We start from the raw sequence: 25,247 nt of genomic DNA on the forward strand, positions 1-25,247 counted from the left end.
CTGTTCGACGTGGCCGCGACGAAGGCGCTGCCGGACGTGTGGAAGGAACGGGCGCTGGAGCGGCTCGCCGCCCGGCTGGTGGACGGGGTGCTGACAGAAGCCGTGGCCGTCGGCGCCGACGCATCACGAAGGCGGCCCGGTTGCCCGTCAGAGACCGGCTTCGGCCCGCAGGCTCGCGGCGGTCTTCACGGCGTCGTAGCCGGCCGGGACGCCGTCCACCAGGATGATCTCGCCGGGGATGTGGCGGGCGCGCAGCGGGATCAGGGCCTGGTAGGCCGGGGAGGCGTACCAGGCGCGGGCCCGGTCGATGTCCGGGAAGGCCAGGACCACGACGGTCCCGGGGAAAGCGCCCTCCATGACCTCGACCTGTGCTCCGTGGACGAGGAAGCGGCCCTCGAAGGGGTCCATCGTGGACTGGATCTCCTCGATGTAGCGGAGGATGTCCTCGTTCATGGTATCGGGCCGGATGTGGGCGATGGCGTAAGCGGTCACGGTCGTGGCCTCCGCGGTCTCAAGTGGCGCTCAGGATCGGGCTGTTGGTCCGATCCTGCCAATCCGGGGAGCCGAATGCCATGGCCTCCGGGGTCATGCCGCCGCGGTCGCCTCGGCCGCCGGGCTGCCGGGCCGGAAGGTCCGGCGGTAGGCGATCGGCGAGATGCCGAGAGAGGTCCGCATGTGCTGGCGCAGCGAGTTGGCCGATCCGAAGCCCGCCCGGTGTGCGACCAGGTCGACCGGCAGGTCGCTGGACTCCAGCAACTGACGGGCGACTTCGAGGCGTTGGACGGTGAGCCACTGCACGGGGGTCATGCCGACCTCGTCGCGGAACCGCCGGGTGAAGGTGCGCAGGCTCATCCGGGCGTGGGCGGCCAGCTCGGGCAGCGTGACCGGCTCGGCGAGCCGCTCCAGGGCCCAGGCGCGGGTGGCGGTGGTGGTGGCGACCGTGGGTTCGGGGACGGGCCGGTCGATGTACTGGGCCTGCCCGCCGTCCCGCCAGGGCGGTACCACGCACAGCCGCGCGGCGCGGTTGGCGGTGGCGGTGCCGTGGTCGGCGCGGATCAGGTAGAGGCAGAGGTCGATGCCGGCGGCCACTCCGGCCGAGGTGAGGATGTCGCCGTCGTCGACGAAGAGGACGTCCTCGTCGAGGTTGACGCGCGGGAAGGCCCGCTGGAACTCGGGCGCGTGCGCCCAGTGCGTGGTGGCGCGCCGGCCGTCGAGGAGTCCGGCGGCGGCGAGCACCTCGGATCCCGTGCAGATCGACACGATCCGGGCGCCGGGGCGGATCCCGGCGAGCGCCTCGGCGAGCTGCCGCGGGAGGGGATCGCCGGAGAGCAGCCCGGCCATGGCGTGGGTGGGCGGGACGATCACGGTGTCGGCCTCGGCGAGGGCCTCGGGGCCGGCGGTGACGCCGATGGTGAAGCCCGCGTCGCTGGTCACGGGCAGGCCGTCCGCGGTGCAGACGGTGACCTCGTAGAGCCTGCCGCCGCCCTCGGCGCGGGCGTTCCCGAAGACCCGCGAGGGCATCCCGAGCTCGAACGGGGCGACGCCTTCGAGGGCGAGTACGGCAATTCGGTGCACAGCAGGCATGGCCAAATCCTGTCACATGGTGGCCGTACGGCCAACACCACGAGCGGCTCCCGGGCCGGAAGCTGGTGTCACCTTCCGGAAATCCGGGAGGAACCAACAGGAATCAGATCCAAGGAGTCATCCATGCGCGCCGTCGTCGTCAGCCAGTGGGGCGGGCCCGAGGTCCTCGTCGAGACCGAGATCGACCGTCCCGAGCCCGGCCCGACCGAGATCCTGGTGCGGGTGCACGCCGCCGGGGTGAACCCCGTCGACTGGAAGGTGCGGGGCTCCGGCGCGCTCATCGCCTGGGACGCGGTGCCGGTGGTGGGCTGGGACGTGTCCGGCACCGTGGAGGCCGTGGGCGTGGGCGTGACCCTCTTCGCGCCGGGCGACGAGGTCTTCGGCATGCCGCACTTCCCGAAGCAGGCGAGCGGCTACGCCGAGTACGTCACCGCGCCCGCCCGGCAGTTCGTGCGCAAGCCCGCTGCCCTGGACCACGTGGCGGCGGCCGCGCTGCCGCTGGCGGCGCTCACGGCCTGGCAGAGCCTGGTGGACACCGCCGACGTGCGGCCGGGGCAGCGGGTGCTGGTCCACGCGGCGGCGGGCGGGGTGGGCCACCTCGCGGTCCAGATCGCCAAGGCGCGCGGGGCGTACGTGATCGGCACCGCCAGCTCCGCCAAGCACGAGCTGCTGCGCGAGCTGGGCGCGGACGAGCTGATCGACTACCGGAGCACCGACTTCGCGGTGGCGGTCCGGGACGTGGACGTGGTGCTGGAAACCATCGGCGGGGACTACGGGCGGCGCTCGCTGAAGGTGCTGAAGCCCGGCGGGCACCTGGTCACGATCGCCGGCGCCGAGGGCCTGGAGCCGGTCACCGACGGCGTGCGGGTCAGCTCGGTGCTGGTGGAGCCGGACCGGCAGGGCATGGCCGCGATCGCCGCCCTGGTCGAGGAGGGCCGGCTGCGGCCGCTGATCGACACGGTGCTGCCGCTGGCGCAGGCCTCGAAGGCCCACGAGATCGGCGAGCTGGGCCGCACCACCGGGAAGATCGTCCTGACGGTCGACTAGACGGCCCGGGACTCAAGGGCGGTCACAGGGGCTTCGCGAACGCCTCCGCGGAAGTCTGGCCGCGTCGCCCCGCTCCCGCACCCGGGGCGGGGCCTCACACGGACGCGGCCGTGGCCCGGGTGGTCGTCGCGATGGTGGCGGAGCCGACCACGCGGGTGCCGTCGTAGAGCACGATCGCCTGGCCGGGGGCCACGCCGCGGACCGGCTCCGTGAAGCGGACCCGCAGCTCGCCGTCCACGAGCTCGGCGAAGACCTCGGTCTCGCCGCCGTGCGCGCGCAGCTGGGCGGTGTACGTGCCCGGGGCGGCGGCCGTGGAGCCGCACCAGCGGGGGCGGATCGCGGTGAGGGCGCTGACGTCGAGGGCCTCGGCGGGGCCGACGGTGACGGTGTTGTTCACCGGGGAGATGTCGAGGACGTAGCGCGGCTTGCCGTCGGGGGCGGGGTGGCCGATCCGCAGTCCCTTGCGCTGGCCGATGGTGAAGCCGAACGCGCCGTCGTGGGTGCCGACCTTCTCGCCGGTCGCCTCGTCGACGATGTCGCCCTCGGCCTTGCCGAGACGCTTCGCGAGGAAGCCCTGGGTGTCACCGTCGGCGATGAAGCAGATGTCGTGGCTGTCGGGCTTCTTCGCCACGGCCAGGCCGCGGCGCTCGGCCTCGGCACGGATCTCGTCCTTGGTGGTGACCGTGTCGCCGAGCGGGAAGAGGGCGTGGGCCAGCTGCTTCTCGTCGAGGACGCCGAGGACGTACGACTGGTCCTTGGCCATGTCGGAGGCGCGGTGCATCTCGCGCGAGCCGTCCTCCTTCTCCACGATGGTCGCGTAGTGGCCGGTGCAGACGGCGTCGAAGCCGAGGGCGAGGGCCTTGTCGAGCAGCGCCGCGAACTTGATCTTCTCGTTGCAGCGCAGGCACGGGTTCGGGGTGCGCCCGGCCTCGTACTCGGCGATGAAGTCCTCCACCACGTCCTCGCGGAAGCGGTCGGCGAGGTCCCAGCAGTAGAAGGGGATGCCGATGACGTCGGCCGCGCGGCGGGCGTCGCGGGAGTCCTCGATGGTGCAGCAGCCGCGGGCGCCGGTCCGGAAGGACTGCGGGTTCGCGGAGAGCGCCAGGTGGACGCCGGTCACGTCGTGCCCGGCTTCGACCGCGCGGGCGGCGGCGACGGCGGAGTCCACGCCGCCGGACATGGCGGCCAGGACGCGGAGGGGGCGGGCGGTGCGCGGCAGGTTCTCAGTCATAGCACCGTCCAGAGTACGGGGGAACCGCCCGGGGTCACAGCGCGTTATCGGGTACGGGGGGTGGATCACATGGGGATCAAGGGTGGCAAGGTCGGCGGAGCGCCCGAGGCGGCGCCGCGCAGGACCCGCCGGGCTGTGCTGTTCGGGGGGCTCGGGATCTTCGCGGTGGCGGCGGTCGCCGGGCACGAGGATCTGCAGCGCGCCTGGTGGCTGCTGCCGGGGGTCGGCAAGCCGCGGCAGGAGGGGGCGGTGGACCACCCGGGCGTGGGCTGGACGGCGGCTTCGCCGGCGAACTGGCGGATGGCGGACCGGCCCGACGACTACCGCGTGGACCGGATCGTCGTCCATGTCACACAGGGCAGCTTCGCGACCTCGGTGGAGGCCTTCAAGAGCCCGTGGCACCAGGCGTCGGCGCACTACATAGTGGGCCAGGACGGCCGTATCGAGCAGATGGTGCGCGAGCTGGACGTCGCGTTCCACTCGGGCAGCCGCTCGATGAACGAGCGCAGCGTGGGCATAGAGCACGAGGGCTTCGTGGACCGGCCGCAGGACTTCACGGACGCGATGTACGCGGCCTCGGCGCGGCTGGCCGCCGGCATCTGCCACAGGTACGGCATACCCGTGGACCGTAGGCACATCCTGGGCCACTCCGAGGTCCCGGGCGCCGACCACACGGACCCGGGGCCCCACTGGGACTGGGACCGGTACCTGGGGCTGGTCCGCTCGGAGCTTGCGGCGGCCTAGCTGAGGCCTGCCGTACGGGCGCGTTCGACGGCCGGTCCGATGGCGGCGGCCACGGCCGCGACGTCCTCCTCGGTGGAGGTGTGGCCGAGGGAGAAGCGCAGGGTGCCGCGGGCCAGCTGCGGGTCGGTGCCGGTGGCCAGCAGCACGTGGCTGGGCTGCGCCACGCCCGCGGTGCAGGCGGAGCCGGTGGAGCACTCGATGCCCTGGGCGTCCAGCAGGAGCAGCAGCGAGTCGCCCTCGCAGCCGGGGAAGCTGAAGTGGGCGTTGGCCGGGAGCCGGTCGTCCGGGTCCCCGCCGAGGACGGCGTCGGGCACTTCCCGGAGCACGGCGGCGACCAGTTCGTCGCGCAGGGCGCCGACCTCGGCGGCGAACCGCTCGCGCCGTTCGGCGGCGATCACGGCGGCCACGGCGAAGGCGGCGATGGCGGGCACGTCCAGGGTCCCGGAGCGCACGTGCCGCTCCTGGCCGCCGCCGTGGAGGACGGGTACGGGGCTCTGGTCGCGGCCGAGCAGCAGCGCGCCGATGCCGTAGGGGCCGCCGATCTTGTGGCTGCTGACGGTCATCGCGGCGAGGCCGCTGTCGCCGAAGCGGACGTCGAGCTGTCCGAAGGCCTGGACGGCGTCGGAGTGCAGCGGTACATCGAACTCGCTCGCGACCGCGGCGAGTTCACGGACCGGCAGGACCGTGCCGATCTCGTTGTTGGCCCACATGACGGTGGCCAGGGCCACGTCGTCGGGGTTGCGCGCGATGGCTTCGCGGAGGTCCTCGGGGTGCACGCGGCCGTAGCGGTCGACGGGCAGGTACTCGACCCGGGCGCCCTCGTGCTCGCCGAGCCAGTGGACGGCGTCGAGGACGGCGTGGTGCTCGACGGGGCTGACGAGCACCCGGGTCCGGGCGGGGTCCCGGTCGCGGCGGGCCCAATAGAGGCCCTTGACGGCGAGGTTGTCGGCCTCCGTGCCGCCTGCGGTGAAGACCACCTCGCTCGGGCGGGCGCCGAGCGCCTCGGCGAGGGCCTCGCGGGCCTCCTCGACGGTGCGGCGGGCGCGGCGGCCGGCGGCGTGGAGGGAGGACGCGTTGCCCGTGGCGGCGAACTGCGCGGTCATCGCCGCAGCGGCCTCCGGGAGCATCGGGGTGGTGGCGGCGTGGTCGAGGTAGGCCATGATCCCCTGATTCTACGAGTCCCCTCCGGGGGGCCGGACCCCGCGGGGCCCGCCCGGCCGGGAGCCGCCGCCGCCCGGAGACCGGCGCGGGACCGGGGGCAGCGGGCCCGACGGGGTTCAGCGGGGGGCGCGGGCCAGCTGGCGGGACTGGGCGACCAGTCGGTCCTCGGAGTCCCAGACCTCGGCGTCCTCCTCCAGGAAGCCGCCGGCCAGGTTCCGGGTGGTGATGGAGATCCGCAGCGGGCCCGGGGCGGGACGCCGGCGGATGTGGGTGGTGAGCTCGATGGTCGGGCTCCAGCCCATCAGGCCCAGGTCGAAGCAGGTCGGCGGCAGCGCGTCCACCGCGAGCAGCAGCGAGAGCGGATCCGCGTCCCGGCCGTCGGACAGCTCGAACCAGGCGCGCATCTCACCCTTGCCGGACGGCGCACCGACCGCCCAGCCCGCCGTCGCCGGGTCGAGGCGCAGCCGGAGCCGGTCCACGATCGCGTTGCTGCCGGGGATCGGGGCCGGGCCCGCCTCCGGGCCGAGGCAGTCCGCGTAGGGCGGGATCACCGGCGGGAGTGCGGTGGTGCGGACGTCGTCCGGGAGGGAGGCGAGGTCGCCGTACGAGGCGACGACCCGGATCCGCTCGATCTCCGCACCGTTCTCGTCGTACTGGAACAGGGAGGCCTGGCCGGTGGAGAGGGTGCGCCCGACGCGGACGACCTCGGTGCGGATCACGGCGGGGCCGGGGACCGACGAGGTCAGGTAGTGGGCGGAGACGGTGAAGGGGTCCGGGTGCGGCAGGGCCGCCGACAGGGCTCGGCCGACCAGGGCCAGCAGATAGCCGCCGTTGACGGCGGTGATGATCGTCCACCCGGCGGAGAGCTCCGTGTCGTACACCCCGGACTCGCCCGCGCGCGCGGTGACGGTGGTGTCGCGGTCGAACTCGCTGTCGCCGATGGATGCCTGGGCCGCTGCGTATGCCATGAACTCGACACTACAACGCGAAGCTACTAAGCGGTAGCTTTCCATTGTGACGTGCTGGTTACGGCTCTTCGGCCACCGAGGAGCGGCGGTTCCAGGCCAGCGGGGCCCGCCAGTGGTAGCGCATGGCCAGGAGCCGGAGCACGAAGGTGGTGACGATCGCGAGGGCGGTGGTCACGGCGTTGAGGACGTCGAAGGCGATGAACTCGGCGACCATCGAGGCGCCGACGATGGCGGGGACGGCGTACATCTCGCGGTCGCGCAGCAGCGACGGCACCTCGTTGGCCAGTACGTCGCGCAGGACGCCCCCGCCGACGGCCGTGGCCACGCCGAGGGCCGCGGACGCGGTGAGTCCGAAGCCGAACTCGTACGCCTTGGTCGTGCCCGTCACGCAGAACAGGCCGAGGCCGGCGGCGTCGAAGACGTTGATGGCGCGGTTGATCCGCTGGACCTCGGGGTGGAGGAAGAAGACGATGACCGCGGCGATCAGCGGGGTGACGAAGAAGCTGAGCTCGCCGAAGGCGGCCGGCGGGACGGCGCCGATGACGAGGTCGCGGAAGAGGCCGCCGCCGAGGGCGGTGACGAGCGCGAGGACGCAGATGCCGAAGACGTCGAAGTTCTTGCGTACGGCGAGCAGGGCGCCTGCGGTGGCGAAGACGAAGATGCCGGCGAGGTCCAGGACATGCTGGATCCCGGGCGGGAAGAGATCGTGGAGCACGGCCCCATCGTGCCATTCGCCTGGCCGGCGGTCTGACGGGCCGGGCGGCTACCGGTCCGGCACCCCGGACCGAACCGCCCGCCCGAACGCCAGAACCGGGACCGGGCCGGGGGCAGAGCCGTGCCCGAGCCAGGGCCGGGGGCCGGAGCCGAGCCCGGACGAGCCCGCCCGGGGCCGCGCCCGGACCGGGCCGGGCCGGGAGGCTGCGGCAGAGACGGGGGCAGGGGGCGCCCGGAAGTCGGAGCCGAGCGGGCCCCGGCGGGCACGCCGGTGGTCAAGCCGGTGTCCCGGGGGGCCGACCGCTACTCGGGCACCCGGGACACCGGACGATGTGGGCTCGGGTTACTCCGAGACCGTCACCACCGCTTCGGACGCGCCGGGCAGGGCGGGGTCGCCCGGGGCCTGGTCGGCGGCGTTCTCCGGGTGGTGGCAGGCCACCTGGTGGCCCGTGGCCAGGGCCAGCATCGGCGGTTCCTGCGTCGTGCAGATCTGCGTGGCCTTCCAGCAGCGGGTGTGGAAGCGGCAACCCGACGGCGGGGAGATGGGGGACGGAACGTCGCCCTTGAGCAGGATGCGCCCGCTCTTCGCGCCGCGCCGGCGCGGGTCCGGCACCGGCACCGCCGACAGCAGCGCCTTGGTGTACGGGTGCATCGGGTTCTCGTACAGCGACTTGCGGTCGGTCAGCTCCACGATCTTGCCGAGGTACATGACCGCGATGCGGTCCGACACGTGCCGGATGACCGACAGGTCGTGCGCGATGATCACGTACGTGAGGCCGAGCTCCTCCTGGAGGTCGTCCAGCAGGTTGACCACCTGGGCCTGGATCGACACGTCGAGGGCCGAGACGGGCTCGTCCGCCACCACCAGCTTCGGCTTGAGCGCGAGCGCGCGGGCGATGCCGATGCGCTGGCGCTGGCCGCCGGAGAACTCGTGCGGGTAGCGGTTGTAGTGCTCCGGGTTCAGGCCCACCAGGGACAGCAGGCGCTGCACCTCCGCCTTCAGGCCGCCCTCCGGCTCCACGCCCTGGAGCTTGAAGGGGGCGCTGACGATCGTGCCGACCGTGTGCCGCGGGTTCAGCGAGCCGTACGGGTCCTGGAAGATCATCTGCACGTCGCGGCGCAGCGGGCGCATCCCGGAGACCCCGAGGTGCGTGATGTCGCGCCCCTCGAACTCGACCGTGCCGCCCGTGGGTTCCAGCAGGCGCGTGATCAGCCGGCCCATCGTCGACTTGCCGCAGCCGGACTCGCCGACCACGCCCAGCGTCTCACCGCGCCGGACGTCGAAGTCGATCCCGTCCACGGCCTTGACGGCCCCGACCTGCCTGCGCAGCAGCCCCTTGTTGATGGGGAAGTGCTTGACCAGGCCGGTCACCTTCAGCAGCGGCTGTTCCGCCACGGCGGCCTCGGCGCCCGCGGCGGCCTCGGAGTCCTTCTTCATGTCGGTCACAGCTTCGGCGCAATCTCTTCGGTCCAGATCCGGGTCCGCTCCTCCTGCGACATGTGGCAGGCGGACCAGTGCCGGCTGTCGTCCTCGGTGAGCTCGGGCCGCTGGGTGCGGGTGATGCCGCCCTTGGGGACGTCGGCGTACGGGCAGCGCGGGTTGAAGGCGCAGCCGCTCGGGATGTTGATGAGGCTGGGCGGCGAGCCCTTGACCGGGATCAGGCGCTCGGTCTGGTCGCGGTCGATGCGCGGCATGGACCCGAGCAGGCCCCAGGTGTAGGGGTGGCGGGGTTCGTAGAACACCTTCTCCGCGGTGCCGCGCTCGACGCACCGGCCTCCGTACATCACGAGGATCTCGTCGGCCATCTCGGCGACCACGCCCAGGTCGTGCGTGATCATGATGACGGCCGAGCCGAACTCCTTCTGCAGGTCGCGGATCAGGTCGAGGATCTGCGCCTGGACGGTGACGTCCAGGGCGGTGGTCGGCTCGTCCGCGATGAGCAGTTCGGGGTTGTTGACCAGTGCCATCGCGATCATCGCGCGCTGGCGCATACCGCCGGAGAACTCGTGCGGGTACGCGTCCACGCGCCGGTGGGGCTCGGGGATGCCGACCCGGTCGAGCATCTCGACCGCGCGGGTGCGGGCGGTCTTCTTGTCGACGTTGTGGTGGGTCCGGTACGCCTCGATGATCTGCTTGCCGACCGAGTAGTACGGGTGCATCGCGGACAGCGGGTCCTGGAAGACCATCGCCATCTTGCGGCCGCGCAGCTTGCGCACGTGGTCGGCGTCGGCCCGGACGAGGTCCTCGCCGTCGAGCACGACCTGGCCCGAGATGTGCGGGCGGCTGCGCGCGTTGCCGGTGCGGTGCAGGCCCATGATGGCCAGCGAGGTCACCGACTTGCCGGAGCCTGACTCGCCGACGATGCCGAGCGTCTTGCCGCGCTCCAGGTCGAAGGTGAGCCCGTCGACGGACTTGACCAGGCCGTCGTCGGTCGGGAAGTGCACTTTGAGGTCGCGCACGGAGAGGAAGGCCGCGCTTTTCGATGAGTCGGCCTTCGGCGGTCCGGCCTGCTCCGGGACGAACGCGGGCCCGCCGACGAGGGGTTCGCGGTCGCCGGAGTCGGGGCCGGGGCCGGTGGTGGGGTTCTCGGTCACGTCAGCCTCACGCGCGGGTCGATGACGGCGTACAGCAGGTCCACGATCAGGTTGGCCATCACCACGAAGAGTGCGGCGAGCAGGGTGACGCCCATGATCACGGGCAGGTCGCCCTGGCCGATGGCGGCCACGGCCGCCGTCCCCAGACCCTGGAAGTTGAAGGTCGTCTCGGTGAGCACCGCGCCGCCGAGGAGTCCGCCGAGGTCCAGGCCGAACATCGTGACAATCGGGGTGAGGGTGGAGCGCAGGGCGTGCTTGCGGATGACCACGCCCTCCTTGAGCCCCTTGGCCCGGGCGGTGCGGATGTAGTCCTCGCCGAGGACCTCCAGCATCGTGGCGCGGGTGATGCGGGCGTAGGTGGCGGCGAAGAGGAAGGCCAGGGTCACCCAGGGCAGGATCAGGGAGTTGAGCCAGGCCACCGGATCCTCGGTGAACGGTTTGTAGTTGGACACGTCCAGCCAGCCGAGGCTGTAGACGAAGATCGCGGGCGCCACCATGCCGGTGAAGAAGATCGGCAGGGAGACGCCGGCGAGGGCGCCGACCATGACGGTGCGGTCGATGGCGGTCCGGCGTTTGAGTGCCGAGATCACGCCCGTGGCCACACCGGCGATCACCCAGATGACCGCCGCGCCGAGGGCGAGCGAGAGGGTGACCGGCATGCGGTCGACCATGGTCTCCCAGACGGGCGCCTCGGTCTTGAACGAGTAGCCGAAGCAGGGGGCGGCGCAGTGGGTGACATCGGTGCCGCCGTCGTAGTCGCGGCCGACGAAGATGCCCTTGACGAAGGTCAGGTACTGCTCGGAGATGGGCTTGTCGAAGCCCATCTTCACGCGGATGCCCGCCAGGGCGGTCTCGTTGGTCTCGCGGCCGGCGTACATGAGGGCCGGATCGCTGCCTGTGATCTTGGGGACCGCGAAGAAGATGCCGAAGGTGACCACGGAGACCACCAGCAGCGTGGCGACGACGTTGAACAGCCGCCGTATGAGGTAGACGAGCACTGCAGTCGGCCGCCCGGGGCTGGCGGCTGCCGTCCCTCGTGGGGACGGCAGCCGCCGCCTGCGACCTTCACCTGCCCTTCGGACTAGCGCATGTGCGGTGAAGGCACTTGCCTGTTGTTACGTGACGACTCGACCACTCGGCTACTTGGCGGCGATGCCGACCGTGGCCAGGTCGATCTTGCCCATGGAGTCGTTGAAGTAGACGTTCGTCAGACGCGGGTTGTGGTAGACGAAGGCCTTGTCGAAGTTGATCGGGAGGTAGAGAGCCTTCTCCATGATCTTCTTGTTGATGTCCGTGTAGAACGGAGCAGCAGCATCCGGAGTCGCGGCGGCCGCGGCCGTCTTGAACAGCTGGTTGATCTCCGGGTCGTTGATCATCGTGTAGTTGTTGTTGCCGTTGGGCTGGATGAACGATCCGTCAACGAGCGGCTGGAGGAAGCCCGAGCCGGAGTTGTAGTCGGCGCCCCAGCCCATCACGATGATGCCGTAGTTCTTCTTCTTCACGTTCTCGGGCGAACCGATCACGGAAGAGGAGAGCTTGCCGTCGTACTGGTCGATGGTGACCTTGATGCCGACCTTGGCGAGCGACGCCTGGAGGGACTCGGCGGTCTTCACCTCGGGGGCGCGGTTGTTGCGCACCGCGATGGTGGTCTCGAACCCGTCCGGCTTGCCACAGGCCTTGAGGGCCTCCTTGGCCTTGGCCTCCTGCGGCTCGCCCTTGGTCAGGCCGAACGGGTCGTAGCCCTTGTCGGAGCCGGGGATGCCGGGCGGCAGCATGTTCGCGCCGAGGTCACCGCTGGTCGGGCCGCCACGGGCGGTCTGCAGGGACTTCGGGTCGGCCGCGTAGATGACGGCCTTGCGGCACTCGACGTTGTCGAACGGCGCGACCGTGGTCGGGAAGGCGAAGTAGCGGATGTAGCCCGTGAACGGGTTGTCCGCGTTCTTCTTGAGGTTCTCGTCCTTGAGGACCTTGTTCTTGCCGGCCTGCTGCATGCCCGTGCCGTCGATGGCGAGGTCGATGTCGCCCGACAGCAGACGCGCGTCCATGTCGTCCGGGTTGGTCGTCACCGTGAAGGAGACCTTGTCCGGCAGGCCCTTGCGGATCGGGTCGGTCTTCGGGTCCCAGTTCTCGTTGCGGACGAAGGTCGCACCCTTGCTCGCGGTGAAGCTCTCGACCTTGTACGGGCCGGTGGAGACCGGCTTGTTGGTGTACGTGGCGCCCGTGTCCTTGGCCGCCGGGACCGGCGAGGAGGACGGCATGGCCAGCAGGTAGCTGAAGTCGGAGTTGGCGCTCGCCAGGTTGAAGACGATCGTCTTGTCGTCCGGCGTCTCGACGGACTTCAGACCCATCTTGTTGGCGTCGGTGTCCTTGTACGGGCCGGGGTACTTCTGGCCCTGGTCGAGTATGTCGATCAGGTACGTGGGACCGCCGGACAGCACGTCCTGCGCGAAGACGCGCTCGATGCCGTACTTGATGTCCTTCGAGGTGATCGGCGAGCCGTCCTCGAACTTCACGCCGTCCTTGAGCTTGAGGGTGTACGTCTTGCCCTCGTTGCTCAGGACCGGCAGGGCCTCGGCGAGGTCGGGGACGAGCTTGCTGCCGTCCTTGCCCGGCTTGCTGTCGTACGCGAGCAGCTGGCGCACGTAAAGACGCTGCATGTCCCACACGAAGCCGTAGTAGGCGCGCGCCGGGTCGAGGTAGTCGACGTCCTGCGGCGACCAGAGCTTGAGCTCACCGCCCTTGGCGTCCGAGGGGTTCACCATGCCGGTGGTGGCGGCGTTGAAGGCGGCACCGCTGCCCTTGCCCTCGGTCGTCTTGTCGCCGTCCTTGCCACCGCACGCGGCGGTCAGGGACAGGGCGGCGATCACGGCGGTGATCGCGAATGCCTGCTTTCTGCGGATCACGTTGGTCCAACCTCCATTGGTGGGTGAATCGATGAAGCGGTTCAGCTGCCCTTGGGGTCGAGTGCGTCACGCAGCCCGTCCCCGAAGAGGTTGAACGCCAGGACGGTGATGAAGATCGTGATACCGGGGACGACCATGTACGCGGGGTCGTCCTGGTAGATGGGGATGGCGTCGGAGAGCATCTTTCCCCAGGAGGCGGTGGGCGGCTTGACGCCGGCACCGAGGAAGCTGAGGGCCGCCTCCGTCAGGATGTTGGTCGGGATGAGCAGCGTCGTGTAGACGAGGATCGGCGCGACCAGGTTGGGCAGCAGCTCCTTGATGAGGATGTAGCCGCGGCCCGCACCGAGGCTGCGCGCAGCCTCGACGTACTCGCGCTCCCGCAGGGAGATCGTCTGGCCTCGCACGATACGGCCGATGTAGGGCCATCCGAAGAAGCCGATCACGACGATCAGTACGCCCATCCGGACGCCCGAACCCGAGAACCCCCAGAGGGAGTTGGGGACGACGGACACCAGGGCGATGGTGAACAGCAGCTGCGGGAAGGCGAGCAGCAGGTCCATCAGCCGGCTGATGAGCCCGTCGACCCAGCCGCCTATGAACCCGGCGAGCGCGCCGAGCAGGCTGCCTATGGTGACCGACACGAAGGCCGACAGGAAGGCGACGACCAGCGAGATGCGGGCGCCGTAGACGATCCGGCTGAACACGTCGCGGCCGTTGGTGGGTTCGACGCCGAGCAGGAAGTCGGAGTTCATGCCGCCGAAGGAGCCGAGCGGCGTGCCCAGGTCGGGGTCGATCAGATCCTCGTGGAACTCGTTGGGCGGGTGGCCCAGCAGGCTCACGATCTGCGGTGCGAAGACCGCCACCAGGATCAGAAAGATCACGACCACGCCGCCGGTCAGCGCGACCTTGTCGCGCTTGAGCCGCATCCAGGCGATGCGGCCGGGCGAGCGGCCTTCGATGGCCTTGGCTGGGACGTCGGCTACGGACACGGGTGCGGGTGATTCCGCGCTCGTGTCATGCAGTGGTGCCGTCATCGTGGTGGGGACCCCTCTCGGCCGACGGGTTGCCGGCCCATGCCCGCCGCTGTGGCGGCGTTGGTGCGGAGTGGCGCTCGGAGTGCGTGGTGACACGCAAGACGCGTGTTGAGGTGCAGGAACTGCGGGAAATGCTGTGCAAAGCCACAAGCGAAACGCATATGCCGAACCGGGGTTTGGAGGACTCACCGGCTCTTGGGTGGGGAGTCTTCATGGGCGCTGCGATCAGCCGCCAGACCCGCAGATGAATGGATGCGCAACCGTGATGTGAGGGCCGAGTTCCCGTTATCCGGACTTCGCTCTCGCCTGAGCGGATCAAGACCGTCCGTTCGGTACGCAATCGGACATGGCGCGCAACTCGCGGTAGGAGCATGCCTTTTGGGCGCACAACAGCGACGAAATCCGGACAAGACGAAGGCCGCAGGGAACGTTGCTTCCCTGCGGCCTCGGTTGGCTTGATACCGCCGTCTCAATGTCCGGGCGGCCCCTGGACAGCGGTCCGGATCAGTAGGCGGGAGCCTGGCCCTCTCGGTCGTAGAAGGGGCGGGTCTGGGCGCGCAGCCACATCGCGACGGGATCGTGCTCGTCCGCGAGCGCGACCGTGCACACCGGCACGCCCTCGGGGACCGCGCCGACCGACTGGCGCATCATCTCCCGTACGGATTCCAGCGCGGGCGCTGAGGCGTCGTACAGGTCGAGCCCGACCGCGAGGTACGGCGAGCCCAGCGAAGGCTGTACCCAGGCGCGGCGCAGCGAGCGGACGGCGGGGGTGCGGTGTGCGTGCTGGGTCAGCAGCCCGTAGAACTGCGGGAGCTCCAGGGCGGGCTCGGACAGCCGCAGCGGCCCGGCCGGCATCCGGTCGAGGCCTGTGGCGATCCGGCGCAGGTCGGCCCAGGGGATGCCGAGGCCGCCGCCCTGTGCATGCGGGTTGAGCCACAGGCCCCAGCGGTCCGGGTAGAGGGCGCGGGCGATGTCGCGGCCGGTGACCACCTCGTAGCCCCGGTTCCAGCCGCTGGCGGCCAGCTCCTGGGGGGAGGTCACGCAGGGCGCGTACCCGAGGCCGTCGATCTCCATGCCGCCGTACTGGGCGTCCGGGGAGCCCGGCTGGCCCTGCCAGAGCAGCATCCACAGGCGGCCCTCGGCGAGGGCATGCAGAAGCGACTCGTAGCTTTCATAGCGCCCGGGAGTCACCTGGCGCATCATGTGCTCGACCTGCCCGGCCGCGGCCGTGCCTGACGCACTCACCCGGTACCCCTCTTCGTCCGCCCGTCCACCCGTATCCGCACCCAGCTTAAGCGGCGCTAGGCCAGGTAGAAGGGGCGTACGCGCGTAACCATGTAGTCGACCACCGGGTCCTGGGCGGCGTCCAGGAGGATCAACTGCACGGGCCAGGGCGGCACCACGCGGGTCAGGGCCCGGCCGAGGGCCTCCATCGGGGTGTTCCGCATCCCGGGCTCCCATCCCAGCATCCGGACACCGATGTAGAGCTCGGGCGCCCCGCCCTCGACGCTGGCCAGGCAGCGGTGGGCGGCGACGACGACGCCGGTGGCGCGGAACTCCTCGGCGGCGGCGGTCAGGAAGTCCACCGGGTCGTCCTGCCAGTCGGGCTCGTAGAGCCGGACGCGGCCGCCGGTGGCCGGGCCGTCGAGCGGGGTGCGGCCGGTGCGGCAGAGCTCCGCGACGGCGGGCGGGGGCAGCGGGACGCCGACGGCGCCCTCGGGGTTCACGGCGATGCCGAGCTGCGGGGGCAGGCCGCGGGCGAACTCGACGGCGGGGGCCACGGCGAAGTCCATGGCGGATCCGACGCAGGCCCGGAACTGGGCCTCGGAGCTGTAGACCGGGACGTACGCCGCGCCGTTGATCTCCATGGTGGGCAGCGTGAGGCCGGCCCCGTCCGGGCCGACTCCGCCGGGCAGGGGCACCCAGACCTGGCTCCGCCCGAGCACCTCGACGATCCGGGCCCCGGCGTCCGCCTGCCCGAGCGCCGCCCCGAGCACGTGCTCCAGCTCGTTGTCCGGCCAGCCGCCGCCGTGCATCTCCGCCTCCGCTTGTGGTCGCTCTCGCTGCCTTGCTGTCAGGCCGAGGCTAGTGGGTCCCCGGGCGCCCGCTCTCCGCGGCTCCCGCACCGCGGAGTCAGGCGGCCCCGGAGCCGGGGGCGCGGAAGGCTATCCGGGTCACGTGGGAGGCCGAGCCGCGGTCCAGCAGGACCGCCGAGGCGCAGCCCGCGGGGAGGCGGCCGGATTCCGCGTCGCGCAGCAGCCGGGCCACCGCGCCGCGGTGGCGGGCGAAGGCGTAGGCCGATACCCCGCGCCCCCGTGCCGCCTGCCCGGCCAGGGCCTCCTCCGGGGTGGTGTCCAGCAGCAGCAGGTGCAGTGCCCGGCCCCGGCGCCGTGCGACCGCAGCGAGCAGGCTCCGCACCCAGGTCTGCGTTCCGCAGTCGTGGACCACCGCCGAGGCCCCGGAGCGCAGCGTCCGCCACAGTCCCCAGTAGTGGGCGCAGCGGACCAGCGGCCGGTACACCGCGTACGGCAGCATGCGCGGCATCCGCCGCTCCCAGCGCTCGCGCACGTCCTGCGAGTCGATGCCGCCGCCCTCCGCGGCCCTCTTGATCAGCGTGCTCTTGCCGCCGCCCGGCAGGCCGGACACCACGACGATGTCCCCTTCGGCGAAGCCGAGCCACCGCGGTCCGTGCGGGCCCCGGCCGCGCAGGTCCCGTACGAGACCGGCCTCGGAACGTGCCCGCCGCGCCGCCGGCGCCCTGTCCACGGCCCCCGTCCCGGTCGACGCCAGCACCCCGAATCTCCGCACGGTGATCGCTCCCCCCATCGGGCCATGCATGCCCCATGCCCACTGAGTGTAAAGAGACGGTAATCCGACAGCCCCGGTTCCGGTCCGCCCTTACCCGGCCGCATGACCGGTCCGTACGTTCTTCCGGGCCCGCACGACCGATCACCCGGACGGCGTGCAATGATGTGCGCCATCTGGACCAACTGCATACCGGCCGCTTGAATCCGCGCGGGAGAGTCCCGGCACGCCGTGAGGCGGTGCCCGGGCGCCGAAGGAGCAAGTTCCTCCCTTGAATCTCTCAGGCCCCGTACCGCGTGGATGAGGCAGATCTGAAAAGCGAGCCGCGCCGCCGTCCCTCACGACGGCATCCGCGTGCGCTCCACCCAAGGTGCAAGTCGACGTTCCCCGGGTCCGACCGGGAACTCTCGGCGAACCTCTCAGGTTCCGATGACAGATGGGGAGGATCGTCCTCGTCATGTCATGCCCTGGGACCCGGGAGCCACACCCATGAGCACTGCCCCCCGCCTGACCGCCCTCGATGCGCTGCACCGTTCGCTCGGTGCGACCATGACCGATTTCGCGGGGTGGGACATGCCCCTGCGGTACGGCAGTGAGCGCGACGAGCACAACGCCGTCCGTACCAAGGCCGGTCTCTTCGACCTGTCCCACATGGGCGAGATCACGCTGACCGGCCCGGAGGCCGTCAAGGCCCTGGACTACGCGCTGGTCGGCAACATCTCCACCGTCGGCGTCGGCCGCGCCCGCTACACGCACATCTGCCAGGAGGACGGCGGGATCGTCGACGACCTGATCGTCTACCGCCTGGGCGAGACCGAGTACATGGTCGTCGCGAACGCCTCCAACGCCCAGGTCGTCCTGGACGCCCTCACCGAGCGCGCCGCCGGCTTCGACACCGAGGTCCGCGACGACCGGGACGCGTACGCACTGATCGCCGTGCAGGGCCCGGAGTCCCCCGGCATCCTCGCCTCCCTCACCGACGCCGACCTGGACGGCCTGAAGTACTACGCCGGCCTGCCGGGCACGGTCGCGGGCGTGCCCGCGCTGATCGCGCGTACGGGCTACACGGGCGAGGACGGCTTCGAGCTGTTCATCGCCCCCGAGCACGCCGTGGAGCTGTGGCAGGCCCTGACCAAGGCCGGCGAGGGCGTCGGCCTGGTCGCGGCCGGTCTGTCCTGCCGCGACACCCTGCGCCTGGAGGCGGGCATGCCGCTGTACGGGCACGAGCTGACCACCTCCCTCACCCCGTTCGACGCGGGGCTGGGCCGGGTCGTGAAGTTCGAGAAGGAGGGCGAGTTCGTGGGCCGCGCCGCCCTGGAGGCCGCCGCCGAGCGCGCCGCCACGAACCCGCCGCGCAAGCTGGTCGGCCTGATCGCCGAGGGCCGCCGCGTCCCGCGCGCCGGCTTCCCGGTGGTCGCCGACGGACAGGTCATCGGCGAGGTCACCTCGGGTGCCCCGTCCCCGACGCTCGGCAAGCCGATCGCGATGGCCTACGTGGACGCGGCGCACGCCGCGCCCGGCACCTCCGGCGTCGGCGTGGACATCCGCGGTACGCATGAGCCGTACGAGGTCGTGGCCCTGCCGTTCTACAAGCGGCAGAAGTAGCGCCCGTACGCCGTACCGGCCGTCTCACTCCGCAAGACCACTGTTCGTATCCACTCCCCCGCATCCAGGAGAATCAGGTCATGAGCAACCCCCAGCAGCTGCGTTACACCAAGGAGCACGAGTGGCTGTCGGACGCCGAGGGCGGCGTCGCGACGGTCGGCATCACGGAGTTCGCGGCCAACGCGCTCGGTGACGTCGTCTACGCCCAGCTCCCCGCGGTCGGCGACACCGTCACCGAGGGCGAGACCTGTGGCGAGCTGGAGTCGACCAAGTCGGTCAGCGACCTGTACTCCCCCGTCACCGGTGAGGTCGTCGAGGCCAACCAGGACGTCGTGGACGACCCGGCCCTGGTGAACTCCGCCCCCTTCGAGGGTGGCTGGCTGTTCAAGGTGCGCATCTCGGAGGAGCCGAAGGACGTGCTCTCCGCCGATGAGTACGCCGCGCTCACCCTGTCCGACAACTGACCTCAGGGGATCTGATGTCTGTGCTGAACACCCCTCTCCACGAGCTCGACCCGGACGTCGCCGCCGCCGTCGACGCCGAGCTCGTGCGCCAGCAGTCCACCCTGGAAATGATCGCGTCGGAGAACTTCGCTCCGGTCGCCGTCATGGAGGCCCAGGGCTCGGTCCTGACCAACAAGTACGCCGAGGGCTACCCCGGCCGCCGCTACTACGGCGGCTGCGAGCACGTCGACGTGGTCGAGCAGATCGCGATCGACCGCATCAAGGCGCTGTTCGGCGCCGAGGCCGCGAACGTCCAGCCGCACTCCGGTGCGCAGGCGAACGCCGCCGCGATGTTCGCGCTGCTCAAGCCGGGCGACACGATCATGGGCCTGAACCTGGCCCACGGCGGTCACCTGACCCACGGCATGAAGATCAACTTCTCCGGCAAGCTCTACAACGTGGTCCCGTACCACGTCGACGAGACCGGCGAGGTCGACATGGCCGAGGTCGAGCGCCTCGCCAAGGAGTCCAAGCCGCAGCTGATCGTCGCCGGCTGGTCCGCCTACCCCCGCCAGCTGGACTTCGCCGCCTTCCGCCGCATCGCGGACGAGGTCGGCGCGTACCTGATGGTCGACATGGCACACTTCGCCGGCCTGGTCGCCGCGGGCCTGCACCCGAACCCGGTGCCGCACGCCCACGTCGTCACCACCACCACGCACAAGACCCTCGGCGGTCCGCGCGGCGGTGTCATCCTGTCGACGCAGGAGCTGGCCAAGAAGATCAACTCCGCGGTCTTCCCCGGCCAGCAGGGCGGTCCGCTGGAGCACGTGATCGCGGCCAAGGCGGTCTCCTTCAAGGTCGCGGCCTCGCCCGAGTTCAAGGAGCGCCAGGAGCGCACGCTCGAAGGCGCGAAGATCCTCGCCGCCCGCCTGGTCCAGGACGATGTCAAGGCCGTGGGCGTGGACGTCCTCACCGGCGGCACCGACGTGCACCTGGTCCTGGTCGACCTGCGCAACTCCGAGCTGGACGGCCAGCAGGCCGAGGACCGCCTCCACGAGGTCGGCATCACGGTCAACCGCAACGCCATCCCGAACGACCCGCGGCCGCCGATGGTCACCTCGGGTCTGCGGATCGGTACGCCGGCCCTGGCCACCCGCGGTTTCGACGCCGAGGCCTTCACCGAGGTCGCCGAGATCATCGCGCAGGCGCTGAAGCCGGCGTACGACGCCGAGGCCCTCAAGGCGCGCGTCTCCGCGCTCGCGGCGAAGTTCCCGCTGTACCCGACGCTCTGACGTCCGGGTTCCATGAGGCAGGGCCCGGTTCCGCGGTTCACGGGACCGGGCCCTTCCCCATAACCGGAAGCCCTGGTCAGGCCGCGGCCGGGCCGCCCTGCCGCCCCCGGTACGGGCCGTTCGCCCCGGGGCGCCCGGGCCCGCTGTGCCAGCCTGCCGGGGCCGGGGCCCGTCCTGGACCCGGCGGCCGCCGGCGCCCCCGCCGTGGAGCGGGAACGTGACCTGACCCACGCCGGACCGCAACCTCGCGCACCGGTCAGGCAGGCGAAACGTTCACTTCGCCGCGTTAAGCTCGTCTGTCGGACAAAATCCGAACAATCACCCCTCCTGCACCGTCCGCCCTCTCCCGCCCCCTCCCACCCCACGAGCAGACAAGGGAGTCCGCCACCGTGGCCATCTCCGTCTTCGATCTCTTCTCCATCGGCATCGGCCCCTCCTCCTCCCACACGGTCGGTCCGATGCGGGCCGCCCGCATGTTCGTGACCCGGCTGAAGAAGGACGGCGTGCTCGCCCAGACCGCGGCGGTCCGGGCCGAGCTGTACGGCTCCCTCGGCGCCACCGGCCACGGCCACGGCACGCCCAAGGCGGTGCTGCTGGGCCTGGAGGGACACTCCCCCCGCACGGTGAACGTGGAGACGGCCGACGACGAGGTGGAGCGCATCCGGCAGACGGGCCGCCTCCGTCTCCTCGGCACCGAGATAGGGAGCGCGCACGAGATCGCCTTCGACGAGCCGAGCCAGCTGATCCTGCACCGCCGCCGGTCCCTGCCGTACCACGCGAACGGCATGACGCTCTTCGCGTACGACGCCTCGGGCACGCCGCTGCTGGAGAAGACGTACTACTCGGTCGGCGGCGGCTTCGTGGTGGACGAGGACGCGGTCGGCGAGGACCGGATCAAGCTCGACGACACGGTGCTGAAGTACCCCTTCCGCTCGGGCGACGAAATGCTCCGCCTGGCCAAGGAGACAGGCCTGTCGATCTCCTCCCTCATGCTGGAAAACGAGAAGGCCTGGCGCACTGAGGAGGAGATCCGCGAGGGCCTGCTGGAGATCTGGCGGGTCATGCAGGCCTGTGTCTCGCGCGGCATGTCCCGCGAAGGCATCCTCCCGGGCGGCCTGCGGGTCAAGCGCCGGGCCGCCTCCACGGCGCGCCAGCTGCGCACCGAGGGCGACCCGATGATGCACCGCAGCGAGTGGACGACGATCTACGCGATGGCGGTCAACGAGGAGAACGCGGCCGGCGGCCGCGTCGTGACGGCCCCGACGAACGGCGCGGCCGGCGTCCTCCCCGCGGTCCTGCACTACTACATGAACTTCGTCCCGGGCGCCGACGAGGACGGCGTGGTCCGCTTCCTCCTCGCGGCGGGCGCGATCGGCATGCTCTTCAAGGAGAACGCCTCGATCTCCGGCGCCGAGGTCGGTTGCCAGGGTGAGGTCGGCTCGGCCTGCTCGATGGCGGCGGGCGCCCTCGCCGAGGTCCTGGGCGGCACCCCCGAGCAGGTCGAGAACGCGGCCGAGATCGGCATGGAGCACAATCTCGGCCTGACCTGCGACCCGGTCGGCGGCCTGGTACAGATCCCGTGCATCGAGCGCAACGGCATGGCGGCGGTCAAGGCGGTCACGGCGGCCAAGATGGCGATGCGCGGCGACGGCACCCACAAGGTCTCCCTCGACAAGGTCATCAAGACCATGAAGGAGACGGGCGCCGACATGAAGATCAAGTACAAGGAGACGGCCCGCGGCGGCCTCGCGGTGAACGTCATCGAGTGCTGATCCGGCGCACCTGACCACAGAGGGGCCCGACGGCGCGTCGGGCCCCTCCGTCGTTCGCGCCGGGTCCGCGGCGGGCGCCGGCGTCGCCGGCTTCGTCCCCGTCCCCGTCCCGTGGCGGACCGGTGACACAGCGGCCCGCCCTGAGGGCGGGCCGCCGCGCATTCCTGTGACAAGACGGGTCCAGCGGCCCACGGGGTCGGGACCTTCGGCCCGCAAGGGCGGCCGCGAGGTGGACTAGCTTGCCCGAGGGGGTGCGGATCCCCCGGGAGAGCCGACAGAGAGGCGCAGCGCATGGACGGCATCGAGCACCGCGTCCTCCCGCTCCGGCTGGAGGCCTCGCCCGCGCCCGTGCCGATGCACGGGGCCTTCACGTACCGCCGCGACCGGCCCTACGAGCTGACGCTCGACCTGCAGGGAGCCGGGATGCACCTGGCGCGCTGGGTGTTCTCCCGGGACCTGCTGCTCGACGGGGAGGGCTGCTCGACGGGCGAGGGCGACGTCCACGTGTGGCCGCGGTGGCAGGGCAGCGAGCCGCGCGTCTTCCTCGGCTTCAGCAACGGCGAGCAGAGCTGCGTGGTGTCCGCCCGGGCGAAGGACGTGCGCGCGCTGTGCCGGCGGCTGGCCGCGCTGGTGCCGCGGGGCGAGGAGCACCGGCACTATGACCTCGATGCGGAGCTGAACATCCTTCTGTACCGATAGGCGGCTATTTTCCGGTTCGTTTCGATTGCACCGCTTCGGATGCAACCGCGAAGGATGCCGGGGGCGTCTTCGCCGGTGACACCGGTCCCCGTCTCTTGAGAATCAGGGGGACGTCATGAACCGTCTCCGCCGCCGGCAGGTCGTGGCCCTCGCCACCGGGACCCTGCTCACCGCCGGGATCACCCTCGCCGTACCGGCCTCCTCCGCCGTGGCCGCACCCGCCCCGCTCGTCGTCAACGCCCGCTGGGGCGGGCACTGCACGTACGACCGCATCGTCATCGACCTGCGGGGACGCGTCCCCGGGGTCACCGTCACCCGCGTACCGAAGCTGGTCCAGGACGGGTCCGGGAAGCCCGTGCCGCTGCCCGGGAAGCACTTCCTGCAGATCCGCCTGCATCCCGCCCAGGCCCACGACGCGGCCGGGCGGAGCGTCTACCGCGGGCCCAGGCTCGTCAAGATCCATCTGCCTCGGCTGAAGGGTCTCGCCATGACGGGCGACTACGAGGGGTACGTCACCTTCGGCGCCACCTTCGACGGCAAGCCCGCCTTCACCTCGTTCACGCTGCACGCGCCCGAGCGGTTCGTGCTGGACGTCGCGCACCGCAACGTGTGCTGCTGAGGCCGGCCGGTGGGCGGGTGCCCCGGGCACCCGCCCACCGTCACCGGTGCTCGGGGTTCGGGAAGTCGAAGCGGCAGCCCGCGTCCCACAGGGACCGCTGATTGCCGTGCGCCGGGATCCCGCCCGCCCGTTTGAGCAGGGCGGCCAGATGCATGAGGTTCCAGGACATGAAAGTGGTGTTCCGGTTGGTGAAGTCGTTCTCGGGGCCGCCCGAGCCGGGGTCCAGGTACGAGGGCCCGGGCCCGGCCTCGCCGATCCAGCCCGCGTCGGCCTGCGGCGGGATCGCGTAGCCGAGGTGCTGGAGGCTGTAGAGGATGTTCATGGCGCAGTGCTTCACGCCGTCCTCGTTGCCCGTGATGAGTGCGCCGCCGACGCGGCCGTAATAGGCGTACTGGCCCTGCTCGTTCAGGATCGAGGAGCAGGCGTAGAGCCGCTCGATGACCTGCTTCATGACGGAGCTGTTGTCGCCGAGCCAGATCGGGCCGCACAGCACGAGGATGTCGGCGTCCATGATCTGGCTGTAGAGGACGGGCCATTGGTCGCTCTGCCAGCCGTGCTCGGTCATGTCGGGCCAGACGCCGGTGGCGATGTCGTGGTCGACGGCGCGGATGAGGGAGGTCCGGGCGCCGGCCGCTTCCATGACGGCGCGGCTCTTCTCGATCAGGCCCTCGGTGTTGCTGGTCTCGGGCGAACGCTTGAGCGTGCAGTTGACGTAGACGGCGGTCAGGTCGGAGTAGTCGAAGTCGGCAGTCACGCGCCCAGCCTGTGAGCCGGCGGGTGTCCCCGCCACCGGACCGCACCCGTTCGGGCCGGGTCGGTACCGGTCCGTCCTTCCGGCCTGCGCAGCTTCCTGCGGGGCATGGAGGAGCCGGCCCGGCGCCGTCCCGAGTTCTTCGGCCGGGGCCGGTGTCCGTACCTAGGATGGCCGCATGTCGCTGCCGCACGCCATCCTCACCGCCCTGCTGGAGAAGCCCTCGTCGGGGCTGGAGCTGACGCGGCGGTTCGACAAGTCGATCGGGTACTTCTGGTCGGCGACGCACCAGCAGATCTACCGCGAGCTGGGCCGACTGGAGGAGGCCGGGCTGATCCGGGCGCTGCCCAGCGAGGTGCCCGTACGGGGGCAGAAGAAGCAGTACGAGGTGCTGTCCGCCGGAAGCGCGGAGCTCGCGCGGTGGGTCGGCGAGAGCCAGGACCCGAAGGCCATCCGGGATCCGCTGCTGCTGCGGATCCGGGCGGCCGCCGTGGTGGGCCCGCACGGGCTGGCCGGGGAGCTGCGGCGCCATCTGGATCTGCACCGGCGCCAGCTGGCGGTCTACGAGGCGATCGAGGAGAAGGACTTCCCGCCGGGGCGGGACTCCGACGAGGACCGGCTGCGCCGGCTCGTGCTGCACGGCGGCGTCGGCCTGGAGACGTTCTGGCTGCGCTGGCTGGAGGAGGCCCTCGCCGAGGTCGAGGACATGACGCCGCCGGGCGGTGCCGCCCGGGCCTGAGCACAGCCCCCGGCGCGGCGGCACGAGGGTGGCGCGAGGGCAGCACGAAGCCCCCGTCATGCCCTGCTTGCGGGCGTGACGGGGGGCTGCGGCCCCTCCCGGCGCCGGCCGGGAGGAACAGGGCTTACTTGTTCAGGGAGGCCCAGAACTCGTCGAAGCTCAGCAGGCCGTCGCCGTTGGTGTCCTTGGAGGCGATCACGGCCTCCGCGACGGCGCCGGTGACGTACGCGTCGCCCATCGCCTTCATGGCCGCGCTGTACTCGTCGGCCGTGACGAAGCCGTCACCGTCCGCGTCGAACTTGCCGAACGTCGCCCGCGCGCTCTCGATGTCAGCCACTGGGATCCACCCCTTCTCGGTGCTTCTTGACCGGCTCAGGGTAGCGGCATCCGGACCCCGCCCGTCCCGCGGGTCCCGTTCGGGCGGCAGATATGAATTCAATTACTCTTCCGTAATGCGGAAGGGATAATTCCGGCCAAGAAATCCGACCTGGACTTGTCACGTTCCGGGGTCACGGCATAACGTACCGGCATTGCCGCCACA

The 25,247-nt window shown here is 71.1% G+C and carries 25 protein-coding genes and 1 riboswitch; of the genes, 9 read left to right on the forward strand and 16 right to left on the reverse strand.

From position 1 onward, the window contains the following. Nucleotides 1-147 precede the first annotated feature (147 nt). Nucleotides 148-492, reverse strand: coding sequence for a DUF1330 domain-containing protein (locus ABTY04_RS18090; protein ID WP_352214325.1), 345 nt, complete (start codon nt 490-492; stop codon nt 148-150). Nucleotides 493-585: 93 nt separating this feature from the next. After that, the gene (locus tag ABTY04_RS18095) at nt 586-1,584 is read right to left on the reverse strand and encodes a GlxA family transcriptional regulator (protein WP_352214326.1); all 999 of its coding nucleotides are present in this window, start codon (nt 1,582-1,584) and stop codon (nt 586-588) included. Nucleotides 1,585-1,707: 123 nt separating this feature from the next. On the opposite strand from ABTY04_RS18095, the gene ABTY04_RS18100 reads away from it, so the two are divergent. After that, the gene (locus ABTY04_RS18100; RefSeq protein ID WP_352214327.1) at nt 1,708-2,631 is read left to right on the forward strand and encodes an NADP-dependent oxidoreductase; all 924 of its coding nucleotides are present in this window, start codon (nt 1,708-1,710) and stop codon (nt 2,629-2,631) included. 94 nt (nt 2,632-2,725) lie between these two features. Here ABTY04_RS18100 and mnmA read toward each other — a convergent pair whose 3' ends face one another. Further along, nucleotides 2,726-3,862, reverse strand: coding sequence for a tRNA 2-thiouridine(34) synthase MnmA (gene mnmA, locus ABTY04_RS18105; protein WP_352214328.1), 1,137 nt, complete (start codon nt 3,860-3,862; stop codon nt 2,726-2,728). 69 nt (nt 3,863-3,931) lie between these two features. On the opposite strand from mnmA, the gene ABTY04_RS18110 reads away from it, so the two are divergent. Beyond that, nucleotides 3,932-4,606: an N-acetylmuramoyl-L-alanine amidase gene (locus ABTY04_RS18110; RefSeq protein WP_352214329.1), complete on the forward strand. Its 675-nt coding sequence runs from the start codon at nt 3,932-3,934 to the stop codon at nt 4,604-4,606. On the opposite strand, the gene ABTY04_RS18115 is transcribed toward ABTY04_RS18110, so the two are convergent. The 11 genes from ABTY04_RS18115 to ABTY04_RS18165 form a co-directional block, all read right to left on the reverse strand. Then, on the reverse strand, nt 4,603-5,766 hold the full coding sequence (locus tag ABTY04_RS18115) for a cysteine desulfurase family protein (RefSeq protein WP_352214330.1): 1,164 nt from the start codon (nt 5,764-5,766) through the stop codon (nt 4,603-4,605). The genes ABTY04_RS18110 and ABTY04_RS18115 overlap by 4 nt on opposite strands. A 117-nt stretch (nt 5,767-5,883) precedes the next feature. After that, on the reverse strand, nt 5,884-6,735 hold the full coding sequence (locus ABTY04_RS18120; protein ID WP_352214331.1) for a thioesterase family protein: 852 nt from the start codon (nt 6,733-6,735) through the stop codon (nt 5,884-5,886). A gap of 58 nt (nt 6,736-6,793) precedes the next feature. Beyond that, the gene (locus tag ABTY04_RS18125; protein ID WP_352214332.1) at nt 6,794-7,450 is read right to left on the reverse strand and encodes a trimeric intracellular cation channel family protein; all 657 of its coding nucleotides are present in this window, start codon (nt 7,448-7,450) and stop codon (nt 6,794-6,796) included. Nucleotides 7,451-7,792: 342 nt separating this feature from the next. Beyond that, the gene (locus ABTY04_RS18130; RefSeq protein ID WP_352214333.1) at nt 7,793-8,887 is read right to left on the reverse strand and encodes an ABC transporter ATP-binding protein; all 1,095 of its coding nucleotides are present in this window, start codon (nt 8,885-8,887) and stop codon (nt 7,793-7,795) included. Nucleotides 8,888-8,892: 5 nt separating this feature from the next. Next, entirely contained in the window at nt 8,893-9,909 is a 1,017-nt protein-coding gene (locus tag ABTY04_RS18135; RefSeq protein ID WP_352214434.1) for an ABC transporter ATP-binding protein, read from the reverse strand. A gap of 131 nt (nt 9,910-10,040) precedes the next feature. Next, on the reverse strand, nt 10,041-11,042 hold the full coding sequence (locus ABTY04_RS18140; RefSeq protein ID WP_352214334.1) for an ABC transporter permease: 1,002 nt from the start codon (nt 11,040-11,042) through the stop codon (nt 10,041-10,043). 141 nt (nt 11,043-11,183) lie between these two features. After that, nucleotides 11,184-12,947 (reverse strand): ABC transporter substrate-binding protein, encoded by a 1,764-nt coding sequence (locus ABTY04_RS18145; protein ID WP_352214335.1) that lies wholly within the window; start codon nt 12,945-12,947, stop codon nt 11,184-11,186. Between the two features lie 41 nt (nt 12,948-12,988). Beyond that, nucleotides 12,989-13,981 (reverse strand): ABC transporter permease, encoded by a 993-nt coding sequence (locus tag ABTY04_RS18150; RefSeq protein ID WP_352214336.1) that lies wholly within the window; start codon nt 13,979-13,981, stop codon nt 12,989-12,991. A 504-nt stretch (nt 13,982-14,485) separates the two neighbouring features. Further along, complete coding sequence (locus tag ABTY04_RS18155; RefSeq protein ID WP_352214337.1) at nt 14,486-15,226, reverse strand: enhanced serine sensitivity protein SseB C-terminal domain-containing protein; 741 nt, start codon at nt 15,224-15,226, stop codon at nt 14,486-14,488. A gap of 56 nt (nt 15,227-15,282) precedes the next feature. Further along, nucleotides 15,283-16,017, reverse strand: a complete 735-nt coding sequence (locus ABTY04_RS18160) for an enhanced serine sensitivity protein SseB (RefSeq protein ID WP_352214338.1) — start codon at nt 16,015-16,017, stop codon at nt 15,283-15,285. A gap of 97 nt (nt 16,018-16,114) precedes the next feature. Further along, entirely contained in the window at nt 16,115-16,795 is a 681-nt protein-coding gene (locus ABTY04_RS18165) for an AAA family ATPase (protein ID WP_352214435.1), read from the reverse strand. 192 nt (nt 16,796-16,987) lie between these two features. Continuing rightward, nucleotides 16,988-17,091: riboswitch (glycine riboswitch) on the forward strand. 184 nt (nt 17,092-17,275) lie between these two features. Here ABTY04_RS18165 and gcvT point away from each other — a divergent pair. The 6 genes from gcvT (at nt 17,276) to ABTY04_RS18195 (ending at nt 23,216) form a co-directional block, all read left to right on the forward strand. Further along, nucleotides 17,276-18,391 carry a glycine cleavage system aminomethyltransferase GcvT gene (gene gcvT, locus ABTY04_RS18170; protein ID WP_352214339.1) on the forward strand — a complete coding sequence of 372 codons (1,116 nt, stop codon included), beginning with the start codon at nt 17,276-17,278 and terminating at the stop codon, nt 18,389-18,391. Nucleotides 18,392-18,471: 80 nt separating this feature from the next. Continuing rightward, nucleotides 18,472-18,855, forward strand: a complete 384-nt coding sequence (gene gcvH / locus ABTY04_RS18175; protein WP_352214340.1) for a glycine cleavage system protein GcvH — start codon at nt 18,472-18,474, stop codon at nt 18,853-18,855. Nucleotides 18,856-18,869: 14 nt separating this feature from the next. Next, the gene (gene glyA, locus ABTY04_RS18180; RefSeq protein ID WP_352214341.1) at nt 18,870-20,126 is read left to right on the forward strand and encodes a serine hydroxymethyltransferase; all 1,257 of its coding nucleotides are present in this window, start codon (nt 18,870-18,872) and stop codon (nt 20,124-20,126) included. Between the two features lie 389 nt (nt 20,127-20,515). After that, nucleotides 20,516-21,898: an L-serine ammonia-lyase gene (locus ABTY04_RS18185; protein ID WP_352214342.1), complete on the forward strand. Its 1,383-nt coding sequence runs from the start codon at nt 20,516-20,518 to the stop codon at nt 21,896-21,898. Nucleotides 21,899-22,189: 291 nt separating this feature from the next. Further along, nucleotides 22,190-22,597, forward strand: coding sequence for an SsgA family sporulation/cell division regulator (locus tag ABTY04_RS18190; protein WP_352214343.1), 408 nt, complete (start codon nt 22,190-22,192; stop codon nt 22,595-22,597). 115 nt (nt 22,598-22,712) lie between these two features. Beyond that, the gene (locus tag ABTY04_RS18195) at nt 22,713-23,216 is read left to right on the forward strand and encodes an AMIN-like domain-containing (lipo)protein (RefSeq protein ID WP_352214344.1); all 504 of its coding nucleotides are present in this window, start codon (nt 22,713-22,715) and stop codon (nt 23,214-23,216) included. 40 nt (nt 23,217-23,256) lie between these two features. Here the strand turns inward: ABTY04_RS18195 and ABTY04_RS18200 are convergent, their stop codons facing one another. Beyond that, nucleotides 23,257-23,970 (reverse strand): flavodoxin family protein, encoded by a 714-nt coding sequence (locus ABTY04_RS18200; protein ID WP_352214345.1) that lies wholly within the window; start codon nt 23,968-23,970, stop codon nt 23,257-23,259. A gap of 175 nt (nt 23,971-24,145) precedes the next feature. Here ABTY04_RS18200 and ABTY04_RS18205 point away from each other — a divergent pair, with 175 nt between their 5' ends. Further along, the gene (locus tag ABTY04_RS18205; RefSeq protein ID WP_352214346.1) at nt 24,146-24,706 is read left to right on the forward strand and encodes a PadR family transcriptional regulator; all 561 of its coding nucleotides are present in this window, start codon (nt 24,146-24,148) and stop codon (nt 24,704-24,706) included. Nucleotides 24,707-24,830: 124 nt separating this feature from the next. On the opposite strand, the gene ABTY04_RS18210 is transcribed toward ABTY04_RS18205, so the two are convergent. Beyond that, a complete protein-coding gene (locus ABTY04_RS18210) occupies nt 24,831-25,043 on the reverse strand; it encodes an EF-hand domain-containing protein (RefSeq protein WP_352214347.1) in 213 nt (70 codons plus the stop codon). Between the last annotated feature and the right edge of the window lie 204 nt (nt 25,044-25,247).

It is taken from the genome of Streptomyces sp. NPDC097981, from assembly GCF_040302565.1.
Classification (GTDB): Bacteria; Actinomycetota; Actinomycetes; order Streptomycetales; family Streptomycetaceae; genus Streptomyces.

Coding starts and splice junctions, on each gene's coding strand:
- ABTY04_RS18095 (WP_352214326.1), bottom strand. CDS start 1,584: ATGCCTGCTGTGCACCGAATTGCCGTACTCGCCCTCGAAGGCGTCGCC.
- ABTY04_RS18100 (WP_352214327.1), top strand. CDS start 1,708: ATGCGCGCCGTCGTCGTCAGCCAGTGGGGCGGGCCCGAGGTCCTCGTC.
- mnmA (WP_352214328.1), bottom strand. CDS start 3,862: ATGACTGAGAACCTGCCGCGCACCGCCCGCCCCCTCCGCGTCCTGGCC.
- ABTY04_RS18110 (WP_352214329.1), top strand. CDS start 3,932: ATGGGGATCAAGGGTGGCAAGGTCGGCGGAGCGCCCGAGGCGGCGCCG.
- ABTY04_RS18115 (WP_352214330.1), bottom strand. CDS start 5,766: ATGGCCTACCTCGACCACGCCGCCACCACCCCGATGCTCCCGGAGGCC.
- ABTY04_RS18120 (WP_352214331.1), bottom strand. CDS start 6,735: ATGGCATACGCAGCGGCCCAGGCATCCATCGGCGACAGCGAGTTCGAC.
- ABTY04_RS18130 (WP_352214333.1), bottom strand. CDS start 8,887: ATGAAGAAGGACTCCGAGGCCGCCGCGGGCGCCGAGGCCGCCGTGGCG.
- ABTY04_RS18150 (WP_352214336.1), bottom strand. CDS start 13,981: ATGACGGCACCACTGCATGACACGAGCGCGGAATCACCCGCACCCGTG.
- ABTY04_RS18160 (WP_352214338.1), bottom strand. CDS start 16,017: ATGCACGGCGGCGGCTGGCCGGACAACGAGCTGGAGCACGTGCTCGGG.
- gcvT (WP_352214339.1), top strand. CDS start 17,276: ATGAGCACTGCCCCCCGCCTGACCGCCCTCGATGCGCTGCACCGTTCG.
- gcvH (WP_352214340.1), top strand. CDS start 18,472: ATGAGCAACCCCCAGCAGCTGCGTTACACCAAGGAGCACGAGTGGCTG.
- glyA (WP_352214341.1), top strand. CDS start 18,870: ATGTCTGTGCTGAACACCCCTCTCCACGAGCTCGACCCGGACGTCGCC.
- ABTY04_RS18190 (WP_352214343.1), top strand. CDS start 22,190: ATGGACGGCATCGAGCACCGCGTCCTCCCGCTCCGGCTGGAGGCCTCG.
- ABTY04_RS18195 (WP_352214344.1), top strand. CDS start 22,713: ATGAACCGTCTCCGCCGCCGGCAGGTCGTGGCCCTCGCCACCGGGACC.
- ABTY04_RS18205 (WP_352214346.1), top strand. CDS start 24,146: ATGTCGCTGCCGCACGCCATCCTCACCGCCCTGCTGGAGAAGCCCTCG.